This window comes from Algibacter sp. L1A34 (assembly GCF_009796805.1).
Lineage (GTDB): Bacteria > Bacteroidota > Bacteroidia > Flavobacteriales > Flavobacteriaceae > Algibacter.
In genome coordinates, this window is the sequence record NZ_CP047029.1 from 1,243,005 (window position 1) to 1,263,046 (window position 20,042).

The 20,042-nt window shown below is 32.3% G+C and carries 15 protein-coding genes and 1 tRNA gene; 2 read left to right on the forward strand and 14 right to left on the reverse strand.

All coding sequences use genetic code 11. The features are described 5' to 3' along the window. Positions 1 to 88: 88 nt before the first annotated feature. The 3 genes from GQR97_RS05470 to GQR97_RS05480 form a co-directional block, all read right to left on the reverse strand. Positions 89 to 1,327, reverse strand: coding sequence for a S41 family peptidase (locus tag GQR97_RS05470; protein WP_158846261.1), 1,239 nt, complete (start codon positions 1,325 to 1,327; stop codon positions 89 to 91). 123 nt (positions 1,328 to 1,450) lie between these two features. Next, positions 1,451 to 2,863, reverse strand: a complete 1,413-nt coding sequence (locus GQR97_RS05475; RefSeq protein WP_158846263.1) for a flotillin family protein — start codon at positions 2,861 to 2,863, stop codon at positions 1,451 to 1,453. 3 nt (positions 2,864 to 2,866) lie between these two features. Further along, complete coding sequence (locus GQR97_RS05480) at positions 2,867 to 3,436, reverse strand: hypothetical protein (RefSeq protein WP_158846264.1); 570 nt, start codon at positions 3,434 to 3,436, stop codon at positions 2,867 to 2,869. A 566-nt stretch (positions 3,437 to 4,002) separates the two neighbouring features. Between GQR97_RS05480 and pheS the strand changes: the two genes are divergently transcribed. Beyond that, positions 4,003 to 5,022, forward strand: a complete 1,020-nt coding sequence (gene pheS, locus GQR97_RS05485) for a phenylalanine--tRNA ligase subunit alpha (protein WP_158846266.1) — start codon at positions 4,003 to 4,005, stop codon at positions 5,020 to 5,022. A 71-nt stretch (positions 5,023 to 5,093) separates the two neighbouring features. Here the strand turns inward: pheS and GQR97_RS05490 are convergent, their stop codons facing one another. From GQR97_RS05490 to GQR97_RS05520, 7 genes are all read right to left on the reverse strand, one after another. Next, the gene (locus GQR97_RS05490) at positions 5,094 to 5,417 is read right to left on the reverse strand and encodes a DUF4286 family protein (RefSeq protein ID WP_158846268.1); all 324 of its coding nucleotides are present in this window, start codon (positions 5,415 to 5,417) and stop codon (positions 5,094 to 5,096) included. 78 nt (positions 5,418 to 5,495) lie between these two features. Continuing rightward, positions 5,496 to 7,271, reverse strand: coding sequence for a tetratricopeptide repeat protein (locus GQR97_RS05495; protein ID WP_158846270.1), 1,776 nt, complete (start codon positions 7,269 to 7,271; stop codon positions 5,496 to 5,498). Positions 7,272 to 7,356: 85 nt separating this feature from the next. Next, a complete protein-coding gene (locus GQR97_RS05500) occupies positions 7,357 to 8,751 on the reverse strand; it encodes an RtcB family protein (protein ID WP_158846272.1) in 1,395 nt (464 codons plus the stop codon). Between the two features lie 163 nt (positions 8,752 to 8,914). Beyond that, entirely contained in the window at positions 8,915 to 10,015 is a 1,101-nt protein-coding gene (locus GQR97_RS05505) for a slipin family protein (RefSeq protein ID WP_158846274.1), read from the reverse strand. 699 nt (positions 10,016 to 10,714) lie between these two features. Next, positions 10,715 to 10,799 (reverse strand) — tRNA-Tyr (locus GQR97_RS05510). Between the two features lie 157 nt (positions 10,800 to 10,956). Next, a complete protein-coding gene (locus GQR97_RS05515; RefSeq protein WP_158846276.1) occupies positions 10,957 to 11,502 on the reverse strand; it encodes a hypothetical protein in 546 nt (181 codons plus the stop codon). Positions 11,503 to 11,894: 392 nt separating this feature from the next. Then, the gene (locus GQR97_RS05520) at positions 11,895 to 12,302 is read right to left on the reverse strand and encodes a hypothetical protein (RefSeq protein WP_158846278.1); all 408 of its coding nucleotides are present in this window, start codon (positions 12,300 to 12,302) and stop codon (positions 11,895 to 11,897) included. 259 nt (positions 12,303 to 12,561) lie between these two features. Here GQR97_RS05520 and GQR97_RS19880 point away from each other — a divergent pair, with 259 nt between their 5' ends. Beyond that, a complete protein-coding gene (locus tag GQR97_RS19880; RefSeq protein ID WP_158846280.1) occupies positions 12,562 to 14,283 on the forward strand; it encodes a WYL domain-containing protein in 1,722 nt (573 codons plus the stop codon). A gap of 57 nt (positions 14,284 to 14,340) precedes the next feature. Here GQR97_RS19880 and GQR97_RS05530 read toward each other — a convergent pair whose 3' ends face one another. From GQR97_RS05530 to GQR97_RS05545, 4 genes are all read right to left on the reverse strand, one after another. Continuing rightward, on the reverse strand, positions 14,341 to 14,772 hold the full coding sequence (locus GQR97_RS05530) for a TerB family tellurite resistance protein (protein WP_158846282.1): 432 nt from the start codon (positions 14,770 to 14,772) through the stop codon (positions 14,341 to 14,343). A gap of 221 nt (positions 14,773 to 14,993) precedes the next feature. Next, positions 14,994 to 16,790 carry a YfiR/HmsC family protein gene (locus GQR97_RS05535; protein WP_158846284.1) on the reverse strand — a complete coding sequence of 599 codons (1,797 nt, stop codon included), beginning with the start codon at positions 16,788 to 16,790 and terminating at the stop codon, positions 14,994 to 14,996. Between the two features lie 4 nt (positions 16,791 to 16,794). Continuing rightward, positions 16,795 to 19,446 (reverse strand): TonB-dependent receptor domain-containing protein, encoded by a 2,652-nt coding sequence (locus GQR97_RS05540; protein ID WP_233267607.1) that lies wholly within the window; start codon positions 19,444 to 19,446, stop codon positions 16,795 to 16,797. A gap of 53 nt (positions 19,447 to 19,499) precedes the next feature. Beyond that, positions 19,500 to 19,901, reverse strand: coding sequence for a response regulator (locus GQR97_RS05545; protein ID WP_158846288.1), 402 nt, complete (start codon positions 19,899 to 19,901; stop codon positions 19,500 to 19,502). Positions 19,902 to 20,042: the final 141 nt, after the last annotated feature.

Here is a 20,042-nt window from a genome sequence, read left to right on the forward strand (position 1 = left end):
TATTGCTCCAAATATACCTACGCAAAACAAGACAGCCCCAAAAACAAGTTTCATGGTTGATACCTTTCTCAAATGATGTAAAATATTATTATTCATTGTTTATTAATTCAATCCCTTTCTCCAACACCTCATCTTTAATAGCAGAAGTTTGATTTACAAAATGTGTTGGCACATACAACTCTCTAGCTATACCATTAATATGAAAAAGTTTTTCCGTAGAAATTCTATAACCATACGTTTGGTTTTTAAACGAAAAACTACTGACACCACCTGCTAATTTTTCCATTTCGGAACCTACAATTTCACCACACTCCATACCTTCAAAACCAATAGCTAAACCTTCTCCCATACTTCCAGTCCAGCGACCAACTAGAACAAAAACAGGATTAGTGTAAGTTTCTCCTCGTGGATCTACATATTCTACCCAACTACGCGTTATCAACGGGTTTACAATAGGATTAGATTTAGACACTTCTAAAAACAAATGCTTTTGGTAAGGTTTTGGCTCTTTTATAAACCGCCCCATAATACCACGAGCAACATAAGAGTTTCCACCATCAACCGTATTCCTTAAATCTATAATTAAACCTTTAGTATCCATTAAACTATCGAGCGCTCTATCAAATTCCGTTACTAAAACATCTTTTCCTAAAGCATTATTAATTCTAATGACTCCAATGTTATCAAGTCTTTTAGAAGTTAAATAATAAGGTTCGACCCTAATTTGTATTTTATCCAAATCTAATGTTGTCGTTTTTCCACTTTTCAACTTTAAAGTTAAAACTCGAGGCTCATTATACTGGCCAGCTAAAACTTTATTTGCAATCCATTCGCGTACAACTTCATTATTTTTATCACTACAATGCGTTGGGAATTTCTCAATGGCTTCGCTAAAATCGACAGTATTTATCTTGAGAATTTCAGCTTCGATAATTTGGGGAACCAATCCTAATATTTGTGTTTTCCATACACTTGAAACCAAAATTTTTCCGTTTTTAACAGAAGCATAAATTGGAGCACTTAAGCGGTAAGATGATGATCGGTTTGTATTTAAAATAAGATGACTATCGTAAAACTCATTTAATAAATACTCAAACAAAAGCACAGTTTCCTCTTCTGTTTTTACATATTTTATTTGACTCTCGTAATAATCTCGAATGCAATTTAAGTCAACTTCTTTGTCATCCAAATACACATAATTAGTCTCTAAGTCGCCAATTATTTTATTTAAATCTTCTTTAATTTTAGAATGATTTATATAGTTTTCCTGCGAATTGATACAAGAAAAATTAAATACAACTAAAAAAACTAAAAGGAATTGCTTCATTTGAATTTATATAAAAGATTAATAATACTAAAAGCAGCCGAAGCTTATAAATAAAAACTCTGCACTAAAAATAATAAAAATCATCATTTTTAGGCAGAGTTTATAAAATAGAATCTTTAATGTTTATTCTTCTACTACAGTAGTATCATCTTCAACATCCTTAACAACATCTTTTCCTTTTAAATACTCTGGTAATTGCATACCAGCCATATCGAACATTTCTTGTAAAGGTGGTACAGATTTGTACATACCTGAAAGAAAATTAGCAGTTGACGATTTCCCGTCTTTTCCGCCACCATTTTCCCAAACAGTAACTTTATCGATTTTAATATTTTTAATCGCTTCAGATTGCATTCTTACTAACTCTGGTAATTTATCAGCAACTAAAAGTAACACGGCATCTTTAGAGTTATTTCCGGCAGCTTTTACAATTTGATCTAAACCAGCAGCTTGTTTCGTTAATACTTCATATAAACCTTGTGCTTCTGCTTGTGCTTTAAATAAAATACCATCGGCCTCACCTTTAGCAAGACGTCTAGTTCTTTCTGCATCTGCTTCAGCATTAATTTCCACTTTCTTTTTATCAATTTCAGCAGGAACAATAATATCTGCCATTTGAGAAGAACGCTCACGATCTGCTCTCGCTGTTTCTGCTAATTGCTCTGCAGCATAAGATTCCTCTAATGCTTTTGCACTTTGTACTTTTTCTGATGCATTTGCCACACGTTCTGCTTCTGCTTCACGTTGACGACGTAAAGAATCTGAATTTGCAACAGCAATCTTAGCGGTATTCTCACCCTCAACAGCTTGTGCATTTGCAGCAGCAACTTGAGTTCTTTCATCTTGCACAGCATTCGCCTCACCAATAGATCCATCTCTATTCTTTTCTGCCACAGATTTACGTGCCGCATTAATAGCGTGAGCCGCAGCTTCTTTACCAAGTGCTTCAATATATCCAGACTCATCAACAATATCCGTAATGTTTACGTTAATCAGTTTTAATCCTACTTTCTTTAACTCCATTTCTACACTTTGAGAAATATTAGTTAAAAACTTATCACGATCATTGTTAATCTCTTCAATATCCATAGAAGCCACAACTAAACGTAACTGACCGAAAATAATTTCCTGAGCCAATTCTTGAATTTCGTTTTGACCTAAACCTAAAAGACGTTCGGCTGCATTTTGCATAATACCCGGTTCTGTAGACACACCAATTGTAAAACGAGATGGCACGTTTACACGAATATTTTGTTTAGAAAGTGCATTTACTAAGTTTACCTCTATAGAAATAGGAGTTAATTCTAGAAATTCGTAATCCTGAATTACTGGTAAAATAAAAGCGGCACCACCATGGATACATCTGGCAGATTGCCCGCCACCAACTTTACCATATACTACTAGAATACGGTCTGAAGGACAACGCTTATAGCGCCTAACTAATACTATAAAAAATAAAAAGACAAATAGAATAGCTGCAATAACAGCAATTGGAAGACCTAATTGAAGATCTCCTTGTACAAGTAATGATAACATAGATTATTGGTTTAATTGTTCTACTATTAAAATGCCGTTTTTGGTTACATCTTTTACAGAAATTACGGCACCAGATTTTAAATCGGTTTCGGAGTCGGTTAACGCTTCTAATTCACGTAAAGCCCCTTGAATTCTTACATGAGCCTTACCTATTGTGGAGCGTTTTGCGCCAATGGTTAAATATACTTCGCCAACACCACCAATGGCATTTTTAAATTCTAATGTTCCGCTGTCGTTAAGTTTTTGCATAAAATAAAACATGGCAGCCATAATAGCCATCATAATTAAACCACATACAAAAGAAACAACTATGGTTATTGGTTTAGAGAATCCTGCATCCATACATGCTATACCGCTCCAACCAAAAAGAGTAAAAAAGCCAACTAAGTTTTTAAAGGTGATAAACTGAAATCCAACACCAGCATCTGCATCCAAATCCGTTTCACTTTCAAAATCACCAGAATCCCCACCTAGAAAAGTTGTGATAATAGTTATTAAAAAAATAAAAGATCCAATTAACGAAAGTCCCCAATAAAATTGTTCGAAAAACGCTAAACTTGAAAACCATTCCATAGCTTGAGATTTAAAAAATTAATAAATAATTTTGATTTAAATGTAAGACCTTTTTTATAACCGAACAATTAATTTTAAGAGTATAGCAAAAACTACATCCTTTCTAAACATTACATCGATAATAAAAATGTTTCTCACCTAATTAAGGTGTTTTTATTTCCTACAAACATCATACTAATGCTTAAGCATTAAATCAGCAAATAACACCTTACTTGCTCAAAAGGCTAGATCCAACTTCATTATATTAGTAGCTTGAGCCTACTATTTGTTACAAAAAAAATTCGATAAGTTATATTTCCGCAACACACCTTACTATATCAACAAAAAAAACGATGAGAACACTATGTCTCTCTCCAAGGTTTATACGCTCAAAAACTATTTTATTTATTATTTAAAAACATAAAAACTCGATTAATTTGGGCGTTACCCAAAAAGGGTCGGGCTTTCCGCAGTCGCTTTTTTGTGTTGCATAGGTGCAACAACACAAAAAGAGCTTCAACAAATGCTTCAATCCCTAACGCAAATTTGGATAAAATCATTAAATTTGTGCACACTTTGAACAAGTCATGATAGATAAAATAAAAGAACTTATTGCAGAAGCCGAAGCTTTTAAAGCACAATCTAAAGAAGAGGTAGAAGTATTTAGAATAAAATATTTAGGTAAAAAAGGTTTACTAAACGACTATTTTTCTGAGTTTAAAAATGTGGCGAACGACCAGAAAAAAGAATTTGGCCAAACCATAAATAAGCTTAAAAAAACAGCTGAAGATAAAGTTAATGCTTTAAAAGCAGAACTAGAAAGCACTGAAGAAGTAAAAGGTATTTACGGCGATTTATCTCGCCCAGGCCAACCTGTTCAAATTGGAGCACGCCACCCTATTTCTATAGTTAAAAATCAAATTATAGATATCTTTTCTCGTATTGGTTTCAATGTAAGTGAAGGTCCAGAAATAGAAGATGATTGGCACAACTTTACCGCATTAAACCTACCAGAATACCATCCGGCGCGAGATATGCAGGATACGTTTTTTATTCAAACAGATCCCGATATTTTATTACGTACACATACCAGTTCGGTACAAGTACGCTATATGGAAAACAACCAACCGCCTATTAGAACTATTTCTCCAGGGCGTGTGTATAGAAACGAAGCTATTTCTGCTCGCTCTCACTGTTTTTTCCATCAATTAGAAGGTTTGTATATTGATAAAGATGTAAGTTTTGCCGATTTAAAACAAACACTACAACATTTTACAAGTGAAATGTTTGGGAAAAGCGAAATCCGTTTACGTCCATCATACTTTCCGTTTACAGAACCAAGTGCAGAAATAGATGTGTATTGGGGCTTAGAAACCGAAACCGACTATAAAATAACTAAAGGTACAGGTTGGTTAGAAATTGGTGGTTGTGGTATGGTAGACCCAAACGTTTTGGAAAACTGCAAAATAGACTCTACCGAATATTCTGGTTTTGCTTTTGGAGTTGGAATAGATAGAATTGCAATGTTATTACACCAAATTGGAGATATTCGCTTACTAAGTGAAAACGATGTCCGTTTTTTAGAGCAATTTAAAAGTGCATTATAAATAATAGATATTATAAACAAAAAAAAGCCTTTAAAATTTAATTTTAAAGGCTTTTTTTTGTTTAGGTTTTACTATTTAAAATTAACCGTATACTCATCTACTATTTCTAGCTCGGTATGGAATGAAAGCAATTTATCTGCAAATTTCTTAACACCTTCTGCTCTAAACTTATCAGCATCATCACGAATATAAGCATCTAAAGCTTCGCGGGAATACGAACGATATTGCACCGAGTAACTTACGCCTCCCATATCTTCTTCTACCAAAATTTTGCTCAGTATTGCTTTTTCAAATTTCCCAGTTCCTAAAACTTTCGGAATATGCTCTTTTATCCAAGTTAACCATTCGACTTCTATAGATTCGTCGATGTTTGAAGTTACGTTATATATTATCATAGTTTCTAATTAAAGTCCAAAATTAAAGTTCCAAACTGCAATACCCAAATAACAACGCGCTTAATTTAATATTAGCAATTAGTTTATGGCATCACCACGTAAAGCTCTAAATTTCTTTCGAGCTTCAATAAAATATATACTATCAGAATGATTGAAGACAATCTCTTCATAAAGTGGTTTTGCTTTATCAGGTTGTTCTAAATGCTTTACGTATAATTCAGCTAACTTAAATAATGCATTATCAATCAAAATGCCTTCCCTGTAATTTTCTATAATTGCTTTATAATTGCTCGCAGCCTTTTCAAACTGTTGTTTTCCTTCAAATAATTCGGCTTGCTTATACAAGGCTTGAGGAATAATAGGCTCGGTTTTATGTTCGTTTAATACTTGATCTAACAAATTAATAGCCTCATCATTTCTATTCTGAAAAGCCAACAAATCTGCCTTTGCGTATAGTTTTAAAGCTGTTTGCAGTGAATCTTCATATTTATTATCCGATATTAATAATTTCAAATCAAGCGCATCATTAGCTGTTAATTGCGAAGTCGATGCTTTTAAAATTTTAAGTTGGGATTCCGCCCATTTAAAATCACCTTTATAATAGCTGGTTTTAGCAACTTTATAACGAGCTTCTTGAGAAATAGAACTGTTTTTTAAATTCCGCTGAATTTGTGTATAATAAATTAAAGCTTGGTTAAATTTTTCTTGAAGCACCAAAATATCGCCCAATTCTAATTTCACCTCAGCCTTTTGAAACTTGGTTAATCTCAGCTCCAAAGTGTTTTCTAAAAAAGAAGTCGCTTTTCCTGTTTCATTCTTATAAAATGCTAAAAAATGAGCATAAGCTATTTGAAGTTTTAAAGTTTGCGAAACCGAGCCAAAAGCATCAAACAACTTTAAATATTTAGCTTCTATCTCACTGTAATTCTCTTTATTATTTACATTAGTTTCTAGCTGAAGTAAATGATAATTTGCACTAACTTGAGTTTCTATATCTTGTGATTTTTCAATAATAAATTCGTAAATTTCTTTAGCTGTTTCCTTTTGCTTTTCACTAGTTGCAATGGTGGCTAAATCGGCTATTCTATCTAAACTCTCGGGTGCTCGATTAAAAATCGCCTTTTCTTGAACAAATGCTTTTTTGATATCTTTTTGCTGAACAAACAACCAACTCAACAACTCGTTCCATAATAAATTAGGTGCTTGCTGCGCTTTCTTTAACAATATCTTTCGGAATAATATATTGTTTTCACTTTGAGAATCTTCACTTATAAAATCATTAATTGATCGCTTTATATTGTTCACGGCAAACGGATTAACTTCAACATAACCAATATAACTCACAAACATTTTTTCAATTTTACCTTGCTCACCAAACAACCGAGCCAATTGTAAATTAAAATTATACTCTGGGTTTAACGCCATACCTTTTTCATAAGCCACTATAGCTTCATCTAACAAATTATATTTTTGAAAAACTTTAGCTACCGCAAATGCATTACTAGTTTGTAAATCGATCGTTTCTAAAGCTTTATTATATTGAAGTCTTGCATTTACAGTATCTTTTTGTAACTGAAAATTATATCCCAACTCCACAATAAAACCAGCATATTTTACACGATTACTAACTTCTAACAAAAATGCCTCGGCCTCGGCATATTGTTCTAATTGCTGATAAGTTTCAACAATAGCATCAATATTAGCAATACTTGTAGATGGTTGAGCATATATTTTTTTATACTCTACCAAGGCTTTGTTAAAATCACCGTTTTTAAAGTACTCTTTCGCCAAAATATCCGATTGCGAAAAGGTACTTACACTTATAAACAGGCATAGTATTAAAAAAATTCTCATGTTGTAAATATAACAAATGCGTTTTTGTGTTATTGTGATACTGCGTATTTTTTATGCTAGGTTTAAAATTAATTAAATGATAAACCTAGCGTTTGTTTTTATAACGCTTATCTCTTTTAATTTTCCAGGGTGCATTTTTCTGCCAATCTCCAGCCATAATACAACCATAAGGTAAAACCTCATCAATGACTTTACCTAAGCCATATTCGTCCATTTGAGCCCTTACCGTATTTGCATTTTTGTAAGCAGAAGGTAATTCGGTAATATCGATTTCCTTTGAAAAAAACCGAACATCCAAACCTCTAGTTTCTTCTTTAAAAATTTGCATAGTAGTTCCTGTTTTGCTTCTTCTATGTTGCGTTCTACTCACGTTTCGACCAGCCCCATGAGGTGCAAATCCTAAATTGGTTGCTGTTGTATCTCCTTCAACAATTAAAACCGGTTCGCTCATGTTTAAAGGGATTAACCTTGGACCTGTAATATCTGGCATAAACTTAGCATCTAAAGGTGTTGCACCTTTAGCATGGTAAAACAAATCACCATCTTTAAAAACGAAGTTATGCTCGTTCCAGTATCTGTTCTCAATAGCGATCTCTAGTGTTTCTGCTACAGTATTATGTAACACCTCATGGTTTAATTTTGTCCAATCTCTTATGGTTTGTAAGGCATTCCAATAATCTTGACCTTCTTCTGTTTTAAACGGAATCCACGCATTTTGTTTCATTGTTTCCGGCGATAATTCCTTTCTAAAACGTTCAGCAACCTTCATGCCTTTATCATATAATCTCGCTCCTGGACCTCTTGATCCGTGGTGCGTAATCATCATTGTGTTTCCTGTTTTTTTAGATTTACCTACAAACAAAAAATGGTTGCCATCACCTTGAGTCCCTAAATGAGTTCTTGCTATTTGAATCATTTGCTTATCTTTTAAGAACACGTTAGACTCAAAAGCATCCAATAATTCCTTTGGAAATCTAAATTGAGAATCTCTATCACGTCCGCCAGGACCAAAGTGTGTGTTTGCATGAGCTGCATCTAAAATAACTTTTGGATCTGCTTTACCAAAATCGGTTAGCATTACAGAACAGCAAATATCCGCACTATGCATTCCTGGGTGAATTGCATTTTTAGCAACTGCAACACCACCAACTGGGATTATTCCATCTGGTCCCGTTGGGCAAGCGTCTGGCATAATAGCGCCTCCAACTAAAGTAGGTGTTTTCATTAAGGTTTGCATAGAGTTAACCACTTTAAAAACGTTGTCTTTTTCTAATTCGTTTTCGGCTTTAATATTGATTGCAAAATCAACTGGTTTTGCATGTAACCCGATTGGATCGGGAGATTTGAATTGCTCTAAATAATTAGATAGTTCAACCTGAGATAATGTGTTGGTGTTAATATATTGAATAGCGTCTTTCATCCATTTTCCTTGTCTGAATCCTAAGGCTATTAAATCGTTTCCTGTTATTTGTGTTTTCATTGTTTCTTTAATTTTATGATTCTAAAACCAGTTTAGAATTAAATAAATACTTAGCAAGTACACCCGCGTAAGCGATTGATGCGGTATCCTTTTGCTTTTTCTGCAAAAGATTTAACGGAAAGCGCGACCCAAACTTTTTTCTGGTTTGGGTTACGCCATAATTTCACTTATTTACAGAGAAAACATCTTTTAATTGTTCGATTACGTTACCGTTTCCAGCCACTGTAATTTCGCCAATTTTATCTGCAATTTTCTCTACATATTCCATCTCTTTTAATTTAAACAACATGCTGTTGTCTTCCATTAATTTTGCAGTGTTCAACAAGCTACGTGTAGACGCGGTTTCTTCTCGTCTTGTTACTACATTGGCTTGCGCTTTTTTCTGAGCGATTAATACTTGGTTCATGATTTCTTTCATGTCTCCTGGCAAAATCACATCTCTCAAACCTGCATGTAAAACAGTTACACCTAACTTTTCTGCTTGTGTTTGTACATCTTCTACTACTGCTTTTGCAATGTTGTCTTTTTGATCTAACAACTCGTCTAAAGTGTAAGTTCCAATAAAAGACCTTAATGCTAATTGCAAGTTGGTGTACAATTGTTTTTCATAATCTTTGTTGCGCATTAAAGCGGTTTCGATATCTGTAACTTTGTACTGTGCGTAAAAATTAATGCGCACCGTGGCTTTGTCTTTGGTTAACAATTCTTGACCTGCAACCTCTAATTGTAATTGACGTAAATCTACTTTCGCGATTTTAATGGTTTGATTATTTCTCCAGTAGTGGTATGTACCATGATCTAAAATTTTATCAAACGTATCATCAATAATTAAAACTGCTTTTTCATGTGCTGCAACTTCAAACGTGCGAATATGTAGACGCAAAGCATTGTTGGTATACAAGGCTTTATTTATTGTTTCTGGAATAGTAATATCGCTTAAATCTACGGTGATAAATCTATAGCTTATTAGGTCTTTCCAAAAGGTGTGTCGTCCTGCTGTTAATACGTTTTTAAAGTTATTATTGCTATACACTAATACCATTTGATTGTCTTCTACATTAATAACGTGCAACATATTTGCCAACGTTTGATCTTTAAGTAAAATCTCCAATGCTGTTGGTGTATTAAAGGCCAGGTCTAAGCTATAAACTATTACATGTTCATTAAACTTTAACCAATGTGATCCTTGGGTAATAACACATTTGTAATTACCATTTTTAAATACTAACCCTACTTTTCCTGCATGAATTCTTACTCTTTTCATCTTATTTGTTTTTTAATGTTCTGTTATTTTTGTTTTTTTATTCAGAACTATTAATTATTTATAATAGAATTTCAGTCAAGCTGAAATGACTATCCTTTATTAAAACAAAGCAAAAGCAAACCATCTTTTTAACTACGGAAAGACAATTGATTTAAAGCGTTTTAAGTGGCGTTTTACAGATGATTAATTAATTGTAATGAATAATATTCAAACCGTATTTTAACTAATGATTCTTTAAAAGGATACTTAAAGCATCTAAAAATACATTTGTATTTCAAGGTGTTTTCCGGACTGCTGCAACAACAAGTTGTTTGAGCGAGTTTGCCTTTACTTTGTTTTTGCCTTTTTAAGTGAGACACACTTGGTAGTCGATTTTTAAAAGTGACCTTCTTCGTGAAATAATGGATTTTGAGTCCATCTCAATTGCTGTAACCTAAATACAGTGCGTCTACCAATTTCGCCACAAAACCTTTTGATTTTGGTAGGACTCGAACCTACATAATTGTCTATTGCTTAACCGGACTTAGCTACTTCAAATTAATGAAGGCAGGATTCGAACCCGCGTACATAGATGAGATTATTTATTTGGCTAAATAACCGAAAGCCTTCAAGTCAAGTTGAATATAAACTCCTGATGCGAAACCGCAAGGGTTTATACAATAGTGCTATACTGAAACACAGAACAAGACTTGCTTGATGTGGAAGTAGTAGGACTCGAACCTACATGTTCATTTAAGAAACGAGAGTTACAGTCTCGCGAGCCAACCAATTGCTCAATACTTCCAATTTTAATATTTTAAAGAACTTTTATTAAGCTCCACCAGCATCCTTGTCTGGTGGAGCAACTACTTTTTAAAGTCTGATTCCAAAAGACTTCCTTTTAATTACACTGCAAATATTACAGGTTGTTGCGCAATGTTTTTGCGTAGTAATAATTAATTTCATTTATTCTTCTTCTTTTTACACTTTTTCTTCTTCGCTTTGCTTTTAGATGGTTTCTTTTTAGGTTTTATTTTGCTTTTGTTTCTAGAGATCTCTAAATCTATAAAGCTTATAAAATCGTTACTAAATCCAAATTGCTTCGCTGTTTTAAGCGCTTTAATTGCCTTTTTGTACTCTTGTTTTATTTCGAAAAGCCGACCTTGTTTCTCCCAAATACAACCTTTATCAACACCTTTTATGGTTAAGGCAAAATCGATTAATTTTTTGGCTTCTTCTAAATCTTCATTATCGAGTAACACTTGAATGTACCTTGGATATACTTTTTGAAAACCCATATTGTTAGCTAAAGCTTCGGCATAATATTGCTTTGCTTTTTCGTAGTCGCCTAATTGCTCTGCCTGTAAACGTGCCATTAAGTATAAAGCATAAGCATTATTACTTTGGTAAGACAAGGCGTAATTTAGATTTTCTACAGTTTCTTCTAACTCATACGGATAAGCATCTATAGCTTTAAGCACGTAGTTGTTTAACAAATTCGTGTCCATTGTTTTATTTTTATTTTTTTGATTTTAAACAATTATTAGAGCCACTCAAGATTGTGTCTTGAGTAAAAAATAATATCTACTTATAACTGTTTTTGGAAATATGTTTAGCAGGCTTGCTAATGACTGGAAATAAAAAATCCGAAACAGTTTTTAACTTGCTTCGGATCTTTCATTTATAAAATTGAAAAGTTTATCTAACGATAATCACGAAGCATCACAAAAGGCATAATGCCTTTAGGATCGATTTGATATGTTATAAATAAACTCATAGTTTCTAATTTTTAATTCAACTTGATTTTGGTCGAAATGCGTTGCAAATATCTAAATTTATTTTCGACTTCTCCAAATTTATTTTTCTAAGCAGTTAAAATTTAGCTTCATAATACGAAGTATTATATTTTTTTGAAAAAAGCAAATATTTTTTGAGACCAGGTGTTTTCGGGTTGAATTTCAGAGCTTTTATATGATTTCAAGTTCCCTTCTAACGCTAGTTTTAATTTATCGAACCCTTCACTCTTTTCTATTATTTCAATAGTTACTGTTGAGTAAAATTTAACCTCAATTTCTAGTGTTTCTTTTTCACAAAAACCTTCTTCTACTAAACCAAAACAATCCTTTAAACAACTAAGTTCCCAAAGTATAGAATAATTTGTGTCATAATCAAAACCTCTTAATGAAGCAGTTAATACTTTATGTGTTTCTTTAAAGCTTTTTGTTTCAAGAATATTTAAGCAGTTTTTTTTAATTTTCAGTATTTCTAGATAACCTTCATCAAGGTATTTTTTAGCTAAACAGTTCAATTCTGAACTCCATTTATCATTTTTATAATTGATAGAAATTACATCAAAACGAATTTAAACTTATTTGGTTCATAAATTCTTCTGAATTATACAACCAATTTTCAAATTCAGAAGCAGCTATTCTCTTAGTTAACACATCAAATATTTTTAGTTTTAAAGCTTCCATAGTTTTAATATTTGATAAAAATCACTTACTTGTATGCGCAATCTTTTTGCGTACTAGATATTTTCTTATAAATTAGAAGAAATATTTTAGAAAATGGCTGTAAATAAAAACGCATTAATTAGATATAAAACTATTGATAAATGCCTTCAAAACAATTTTAAGCACTGGACACTTAATGATTTAATTGAGGCTGTTTCTGATGCTTTGTATGACTATGAAGGCAAAGATGTTGATGTTAGTAAACGTACAGTACAATTGGACTTGCAGATGATGCGTAGTGATAAACTGGGTTATAATGCACCAATTGTAGTTTACAACAGGAAGTATTATAAATATGAAACTGAAAATTACAGCATTACAAATAGCCCAATTTCTAATCAAGATTTAACCAAGCTATCAGAAGCTGTTTCTTTCTTAAAACAGTTTCAAGGTTTTTCTCATTTTGATGAATTAGGAAGTATGGTTCAAAAACTAGAAGATCATGTTTATACACAAAAAACGCATAAAAAATCGTTAATAGATTTCGAGAAAAATGAAAACCTAAAAGGTTTAGAGTTTCTAGATGAATTATACCAAAATATCTTAAAAAAGCAAGCAATCGAAATAACATATCAATCTTTTAAGGCTCGACAAGAAAACACATTTACATACTACCCTTATTTACTAAAAGAATTTAGAAATCGTTGGTTTTTAATAGGAAAACGATTTAAAAATGAAGGCATTATGAATTTAGCTTTAGATCGTATTATTTCAATAGAAAAAACGGATAAAACTTTTATTCCTGACGATACTTTTAATTCCGAAACCTACTATAAAAATGCCATAGGTGTCTCAATAAGTCCAACTATAGCAACCGAAAACGTATTACTTTACGTAAATCGCAAACACGCACCTTACGTACTAACCAAACCCTTTCATCATACTCAGAAAGAAGTGGCTCGCGATAACTATGGCGTTACCATTTCCTTAGATGTTCAATATAATTTTGAGTTAGAAAAAGAAATTTTAGGTCTTGGCGAAAACATAAAGGTAATTGCGCCAGAACGTTTAAAACGTAACATAAAAGAACGACTCCATGATGCTGTAGATGCATACGAAACTGAAATTAATGATAAAAATTTACGAACTATTGCAAAGCGGTTAGAACATAAAGGATTTGGCATTTTAAATCATGTGTATACTAATAGAGATATCCGAAAATTAAAATCGAAATTAGATACATACATTAAAGAAAATAAAGAACAAGCATTTGGCATGCGAGAAGTATTTAAAAAAATGCCAGAGTTAAAAGGTATTCTATTTAACAAAAATTTTAAAAAATTAATAAAAGCTATCGATAAAAACGTCTTTTTAACTAAAGCTATCTATTTTGATAAATCACCTAAAGATAATTGGTACGTAACTTGGCATCAAGATATACCAATAAATGTATCCGAAAAAATAGATACCGAACTTTTTGGCTCATGGACCAATAAAAAAGGAGTTATTAGTGTATGTCCACCAGAAAATATTTTAAAAAACACATTCTCTATGCGTATTCATTTAGACGATACTTCAGCAGAAAATGGCGCTTTAAAAGTTATTCCAGGTTCTCACAACAAGCGCTTAACACATGATGAAATAAAACTAATAACAAACAACTCCATCCCTTATGTAAGCGAGGTAAACTCTGGTGGTGTGCAATTAATAAAACCCTTACTATTACACGCTTCACCTGTAACAAAAACACAACGAAGAAGACGCGTTTTACATCTGGAATTCTCATCCATAGACTTACCAAACAACTTAAAATATGCCGAATACAAAAGTTTATAACACAAAAAAAGCACCCTAAAAGGGTGCTAATATTATAAAGTAGATTCTTAAAATATATTATTTATTCATATTTTTTATAGCATCCTTAAACACCTCTAAACTCACATCATCATTAACTAATACTAATGCCTTATCCACAATATACTTTACGTTTTCAGTATGAAACCCTATACCTAAAGCTATTTTTCTAAGTAAAACCTCTTCGCGGTCGTGTTTTATTTTATCTACATAAACCATACGCGTTAAATCATACAAACGCTCTAAACGACGTTCATAAGACGTTGGTGGATTAATAGGGTGTTTTTTATAATTCTCCAATATAAGATTATAATCGGCCTCACCAATATCTAAACGGCGTGCTAAACGCTGTAAAAATGCTTTCTCATCATCAGAAATAACTCCGTCACCCATTGCTATTTTTACAATTGCAGCAAAATGATCTTCATTACGCTTTTTAAAACCACTATCAAATAAATCTGAAAACGACATATATTTCTCTTTTTTTTAGTGATGCAAACCTACATATTTTTTTTAATATTTTAATCCGAAATTTCAAATATTTGGGCGTTACCACAAGGGTCGGGCTTTCGGTAGTCGCTCTCTTCGAGGAGCTTCAACAAATACCTCAATCCCTAACGCGGAAAGAATTACTGTAAATTTGTTATTCAACTATATAAATTAACCCCCTTCTTAGTTGCTAAATGATGGCTTTATTTGGGTATAGTAAAGAAAAATGTTGTGCCCTTATTTAATTCAGATTCAAACCAAATTTCTCCACCTAAAGATTCTACTATTTTTTTACAAAAGGAAAGACCAATACCTGTACCCTCGTATTCTTCGCGAGAATGTAACCGTTGAAAAATAGAGAAAATTTTATGTTTATGTTTTTCTGCAATACCAATTCCATTATCCGTTACCTCAAATTGCCAAAAAGCTTTATTCTGCTCTTCTAGAATAAAGGTTGTATAATTTATTGTTACTTGCGGGCTTACTCCAACTTTTTTAAATTTGATAGCATTATTTATTAAGTTTTGAAAAACACCTCTAAGTTCTACTTTGCTACCAGATACGGTAGGCAAATCTTGATATATTATTTTGGCATTAAAGCGCGTAATAGCATTTGCTATATCAGATGTGATTTCATTTAATAAATCATTACAATCAACATTAGTCTTATCTTTAGATTTACCTAATTTAGAATATTCGAGCAAGTCGTCTATTTGCGTTCTCATGCGCTCGCTAGATTTATCTATAAAATCCATACTAGTCATAGCATCCTCGTCGAGCTTGTCTTTATAATCATCCTTTAAGAGGTCTATAAGTCCAGAAATAGTCGCTAATGGCTCTTTTAAATCATGACTTGTAATATATGCGAATTCTTCTAATTCCTTGTTTTTAGAAGCCAATGTAAAAGATTGGTTATAAATGGTATCGTTCTTTTGTTTTAAAACATTATTTAATCGCTTTGTACTGTAATAATTTTTAAAAAGCACCCATCCAAATATAAGAGCAAACAATATCAATATTAACAATAAATAGTTAACAGTACGCTGTGTATTTAGTTTTTCACTAATAGCCCTAGCCTTTACTTCTTCATTTAGAATATCTTCTTTTTGTTTCGCTAGAGTTGTTTGTTGTATCTCAATTTCACTATTACTTAACACAATTTGCTCTTTCTGTTTATTAAGAGAATCTATTTGTTTAAGAATACGATGTTCTAATTCTTTTTCTATAATTAATTTATCGGAGTATTTTTTCTTTTGAAATTCTGAAATCGAGATAAGCTCTTTGATTTCAGTTTTTTGATTAACCAAAGATTGGTCTTTGGCTTTTAGTTTATTTTCATTAATGCTAATAATCTGCTTTTGAGATTGTATTTCTTCATCTTTAAGCTTAACACTATCTTCCGCTTTAGATAATTGATCTTTGGTTTTGGCTAATGTGTTTTCTGAGTTTTGGAAAAACTGTTTCCATTTTTCTATAGATGAAATGGCGTTTTTCCGAAGATTAAAAAAAGCTGAAATATTATTGCGCTGCATAAGATTTTCATTGATTTCATACTGAAAATCATTTCCCACATTAACAATATTTATCATAGAAGAATTATAAGGATAATTCTCAGTGATTAGTAATGTGTTATTCCCTGATATTTTATTTAAAATATAATCAACATCAAAATTCTTATTGTAATTAGTATAAATAATATCAACATTTTCAATATCCTTTACACTGCTAAAACCAACCACCTTAACGGGTTTGTTTTTAATTTGTCTTTTTTCTGCTAGACTTTTTAAATCTATAATAGTTCGGTCTTTTCCTAAAACTCCAATAATAAATTCAGAGCTTATATTAGTATCACCGTAACTTGTTTGCTCTGCAATATTGAAAATAAAAATAGCGCGTTTAACACGCTTTACCTGCTCAATACTCGTGTTTTGAGAATAAACTTGCACAGAAGTTATATAGAATACTATAAAAACACATTTTATTAAAAAATTAGATTTCATAACATTATAAGCGTAATAAAATTTTAGCAAAGTAATTTGCGCCATTTACACCAAATTGCTGTACACGTCTGCTATAAGTTAAACTACCATTTACAGTGTTTGCAGAGTGTGTATGCTTATTTGGATATATATTAAAAACATTATTGCACCCAACAGTTGCTTGAAACCAATTCTGGTAGTTGTATGTTAAATATAGATCGGTAATAAACTTTGGATCGAATTTTTGGTCACGAGTCTCAATATTACCCGAAAACTCATTTAGTACCCAATTACTGGAATCACCATCGTCTGGATGGATATATTTTACGCTTCCAAAATAAGTACCTACTATATTAAACTTGAAATCATTAATTTCATAATTTAAATAAGAGTTTACTTTAAAGTTTGGCTGAGCAGACTCTATTCTCGAACGCTCCTCTCGATTAAACAAAGATTCAACATCGTTATTTACCATATTAACTTTAGTAACTTCCGTTTTAGTGAAATTTGCAGATAGCTTTCCGTTTAATTTTCCTGCCCCTATTTTATTTTTATAATTAAAAGACATTTCTACACCATTAGTTCTAGAGTTTATGGCGTTAGTAAAAAACTGAGCAGCAGTAACATTAAAAGGAGATAATAAATCCTCATAACCTTCATCAAATTGTCCAGATAACACAATACGATCCTTAATATTTATATTATAATAATCAAAAGAGAGGGTATATTTATTTTCTATTTTAGTGCTTAAACCAAAGCTAAAGTGTTTCGATAATTCTGGTTTTAATTTGCTTACATCAAAAGCATCGGAAACCAAAGTACTTTCATGATTAAAAGTACCGACCTGGCTAATATCTCCATCAAAAAATTGTGTACTAATTTTTTGAAAAAACACTTGATGCATAGATGGCGCTCTAAAACCTGTGGAATAACTTGATCGTAAAGATGTCTTTTTACCTAACTTATATCTAGCAGAAAGTTTCCAAAGCGAATTTTCTCCAAAGTCATTATTAGACTCATAACGAAAAGCCGCTTTAATTAAAACAGGTTCAATAGGTTTTAATTCTACATCTACATACCCAGAGGCGTTAGATCTATAACGAATAAGCTCATCCTGAGGTTGGATTCCTGGAAATACTTGGGCTCCAATAATTTTCGGTTTTGAAATGCCATTTTCATCAGTATAAATTTCACCACCATCGATATAAGAATCTTCTTCACCAGAAATTATTTCATAACGCTCTACACGTATTTCTCCTCCAAAGGCTAAGTTAAGCCCATGCATGATATCGAAAGGTCTACTAAAATCTAAATTAGTCGTGTTAAGCTGGTATTGATAGCCACCAGATTTAAACGTTCTAGGCGAAATAAGTCCAAGTGAAGCATTGTTAGAGTTGTTAACAGTAAAATCTATACTGTTAGAACCCATAGAGTGACTAAAATCTAAATCCCAATCGTTCTTTTTTCCTCTAATCCCAACCGTCATGGCATCGTCCTGTATGTTTGTAAGTATTTCTGGTGAAAAGCCATCTGGATGAAGCTCCTCAACCACGCGATCAACCTCTCTAGGAAATCGATAAAATCCTTTAGATGTGCCTTCTCTAGAATTACGCCCACCAAAAAAATACAAATTGGCTTTATCAAAGAGTAATAATTCGCCATTAAAAGCTAACGCAGAATTTCGGGTAGCCGCACTACCAACTTCCATGACTTGTTTATCGTCATAACCTGTTTGACCGAAAAAATCATTTTGTGATATTAATTGATTATCAAGCACATCGTCATCATCCACATAAATATTCCCTGTATAATCTCCTGCTCTATTAGTTGCACTTCTATCTCTAAATTCTCCAGTTATATTTATAAACCCCGTATTACCAATTTTTAAACCGAAATTACCACTAAAGTAATGGTTAACACCGTCTTTCTCTTGGTTAATTTTAGTTCCTGTATCAATATCTATAACATCGGTTTGTTTTTTAAGTATAATATTTATAACACCAGCAATAGCATCAGATCCATACTGCGAAGTTGCTCCATCTTTTAAGATTTCAATACGATCTACAGAAGCTACAGGTATAGCATTAAAATCTGTACCAACGCTTCCTCTACCAATGGTATTGTTAACATTTAGCATTGAAGATGTGTGACGTCGTTTCCCATTAATTAAAACCAAAACTTGATCTGTCCCTAAACCTCGTAAAGTTGCAGGATCTATATGGTCTGTACCATCAGAAACGGTTTGTTGTGTAGAATGGAACGACGGTACTAAATAATGTAACAATTGTCCTAATTCAAAATGAGAAGAATTGCTTATTTCTTCGGGAGTTATAATCTCAATAGGCACTGTTGTCTCCAACGCAGACTGTGGTTTAGAGCGTGTACCCAAAGACACGGGTTCATCTGCCGAAAACCCAGTTTCCAAATGGAAATCAACACGAACCTCATCTCCTACTTTAAGAGATATAGCCTTACTTTTACTGTTATACATTATAAAAGAGGCTGTTATAACATAATCTCCTTCTTCAAGATCAAGTTTAAAATCTCCGTTTATATTAGTTGTTGTTTGAGTTTCATAGCCCTCAACACTTACTAAAGCTCCAGGCAATACACCAAACGTATCAGATATGTTTCCTTTTACAGATGCTCTATTTTGAGCATAAATAGTCGTATTCACAAAAAAACAAATGAATAAACATATTAATAGAAACCTCCTTTTTTCCATGTGGATTACTTAACAAAGTTTAAAGCCTCATCTAAAAGAGTTGTAGACAATGGCTTATTAATATAGCTATTTATAAAGCTTGAGCTATTTGCTTTTTCTTGATCCTGCGGGTTAGATGATGTTGTTAGCATAATAATTTTAATGCTAGAAGTAAATGTTTTATCCAATTTACTATATTCCTCAATAAACTCCCAGCCATTCATTGCTGGCATATTAATATCTAGAAAAATAACATCCGGTTTTTTAACTAAACCATCCATCGCTTTTTGTAAATAAACTAAAGCATCAGCGCCACTGTTTACAGATGTAATAGAGTTAAATGTATTGTGTTTTTTTACTATTTTTTCGTTATAAAAGTTCGTGAATTTATCATCATCGATGAGCAGGGTAGACTGAAGGGATTCCATTGGGAGATTTTTGCTATTTTTTTAAATTCTCATCTAAAATTTAGATAAAAAATGCAAAGTACTCAATAAGGATTAAATTTTGTACAATTTTCTTAAAAAAAACACAAAAGAGTCTAATTTTAAAAAAATATTAAAGCCTAT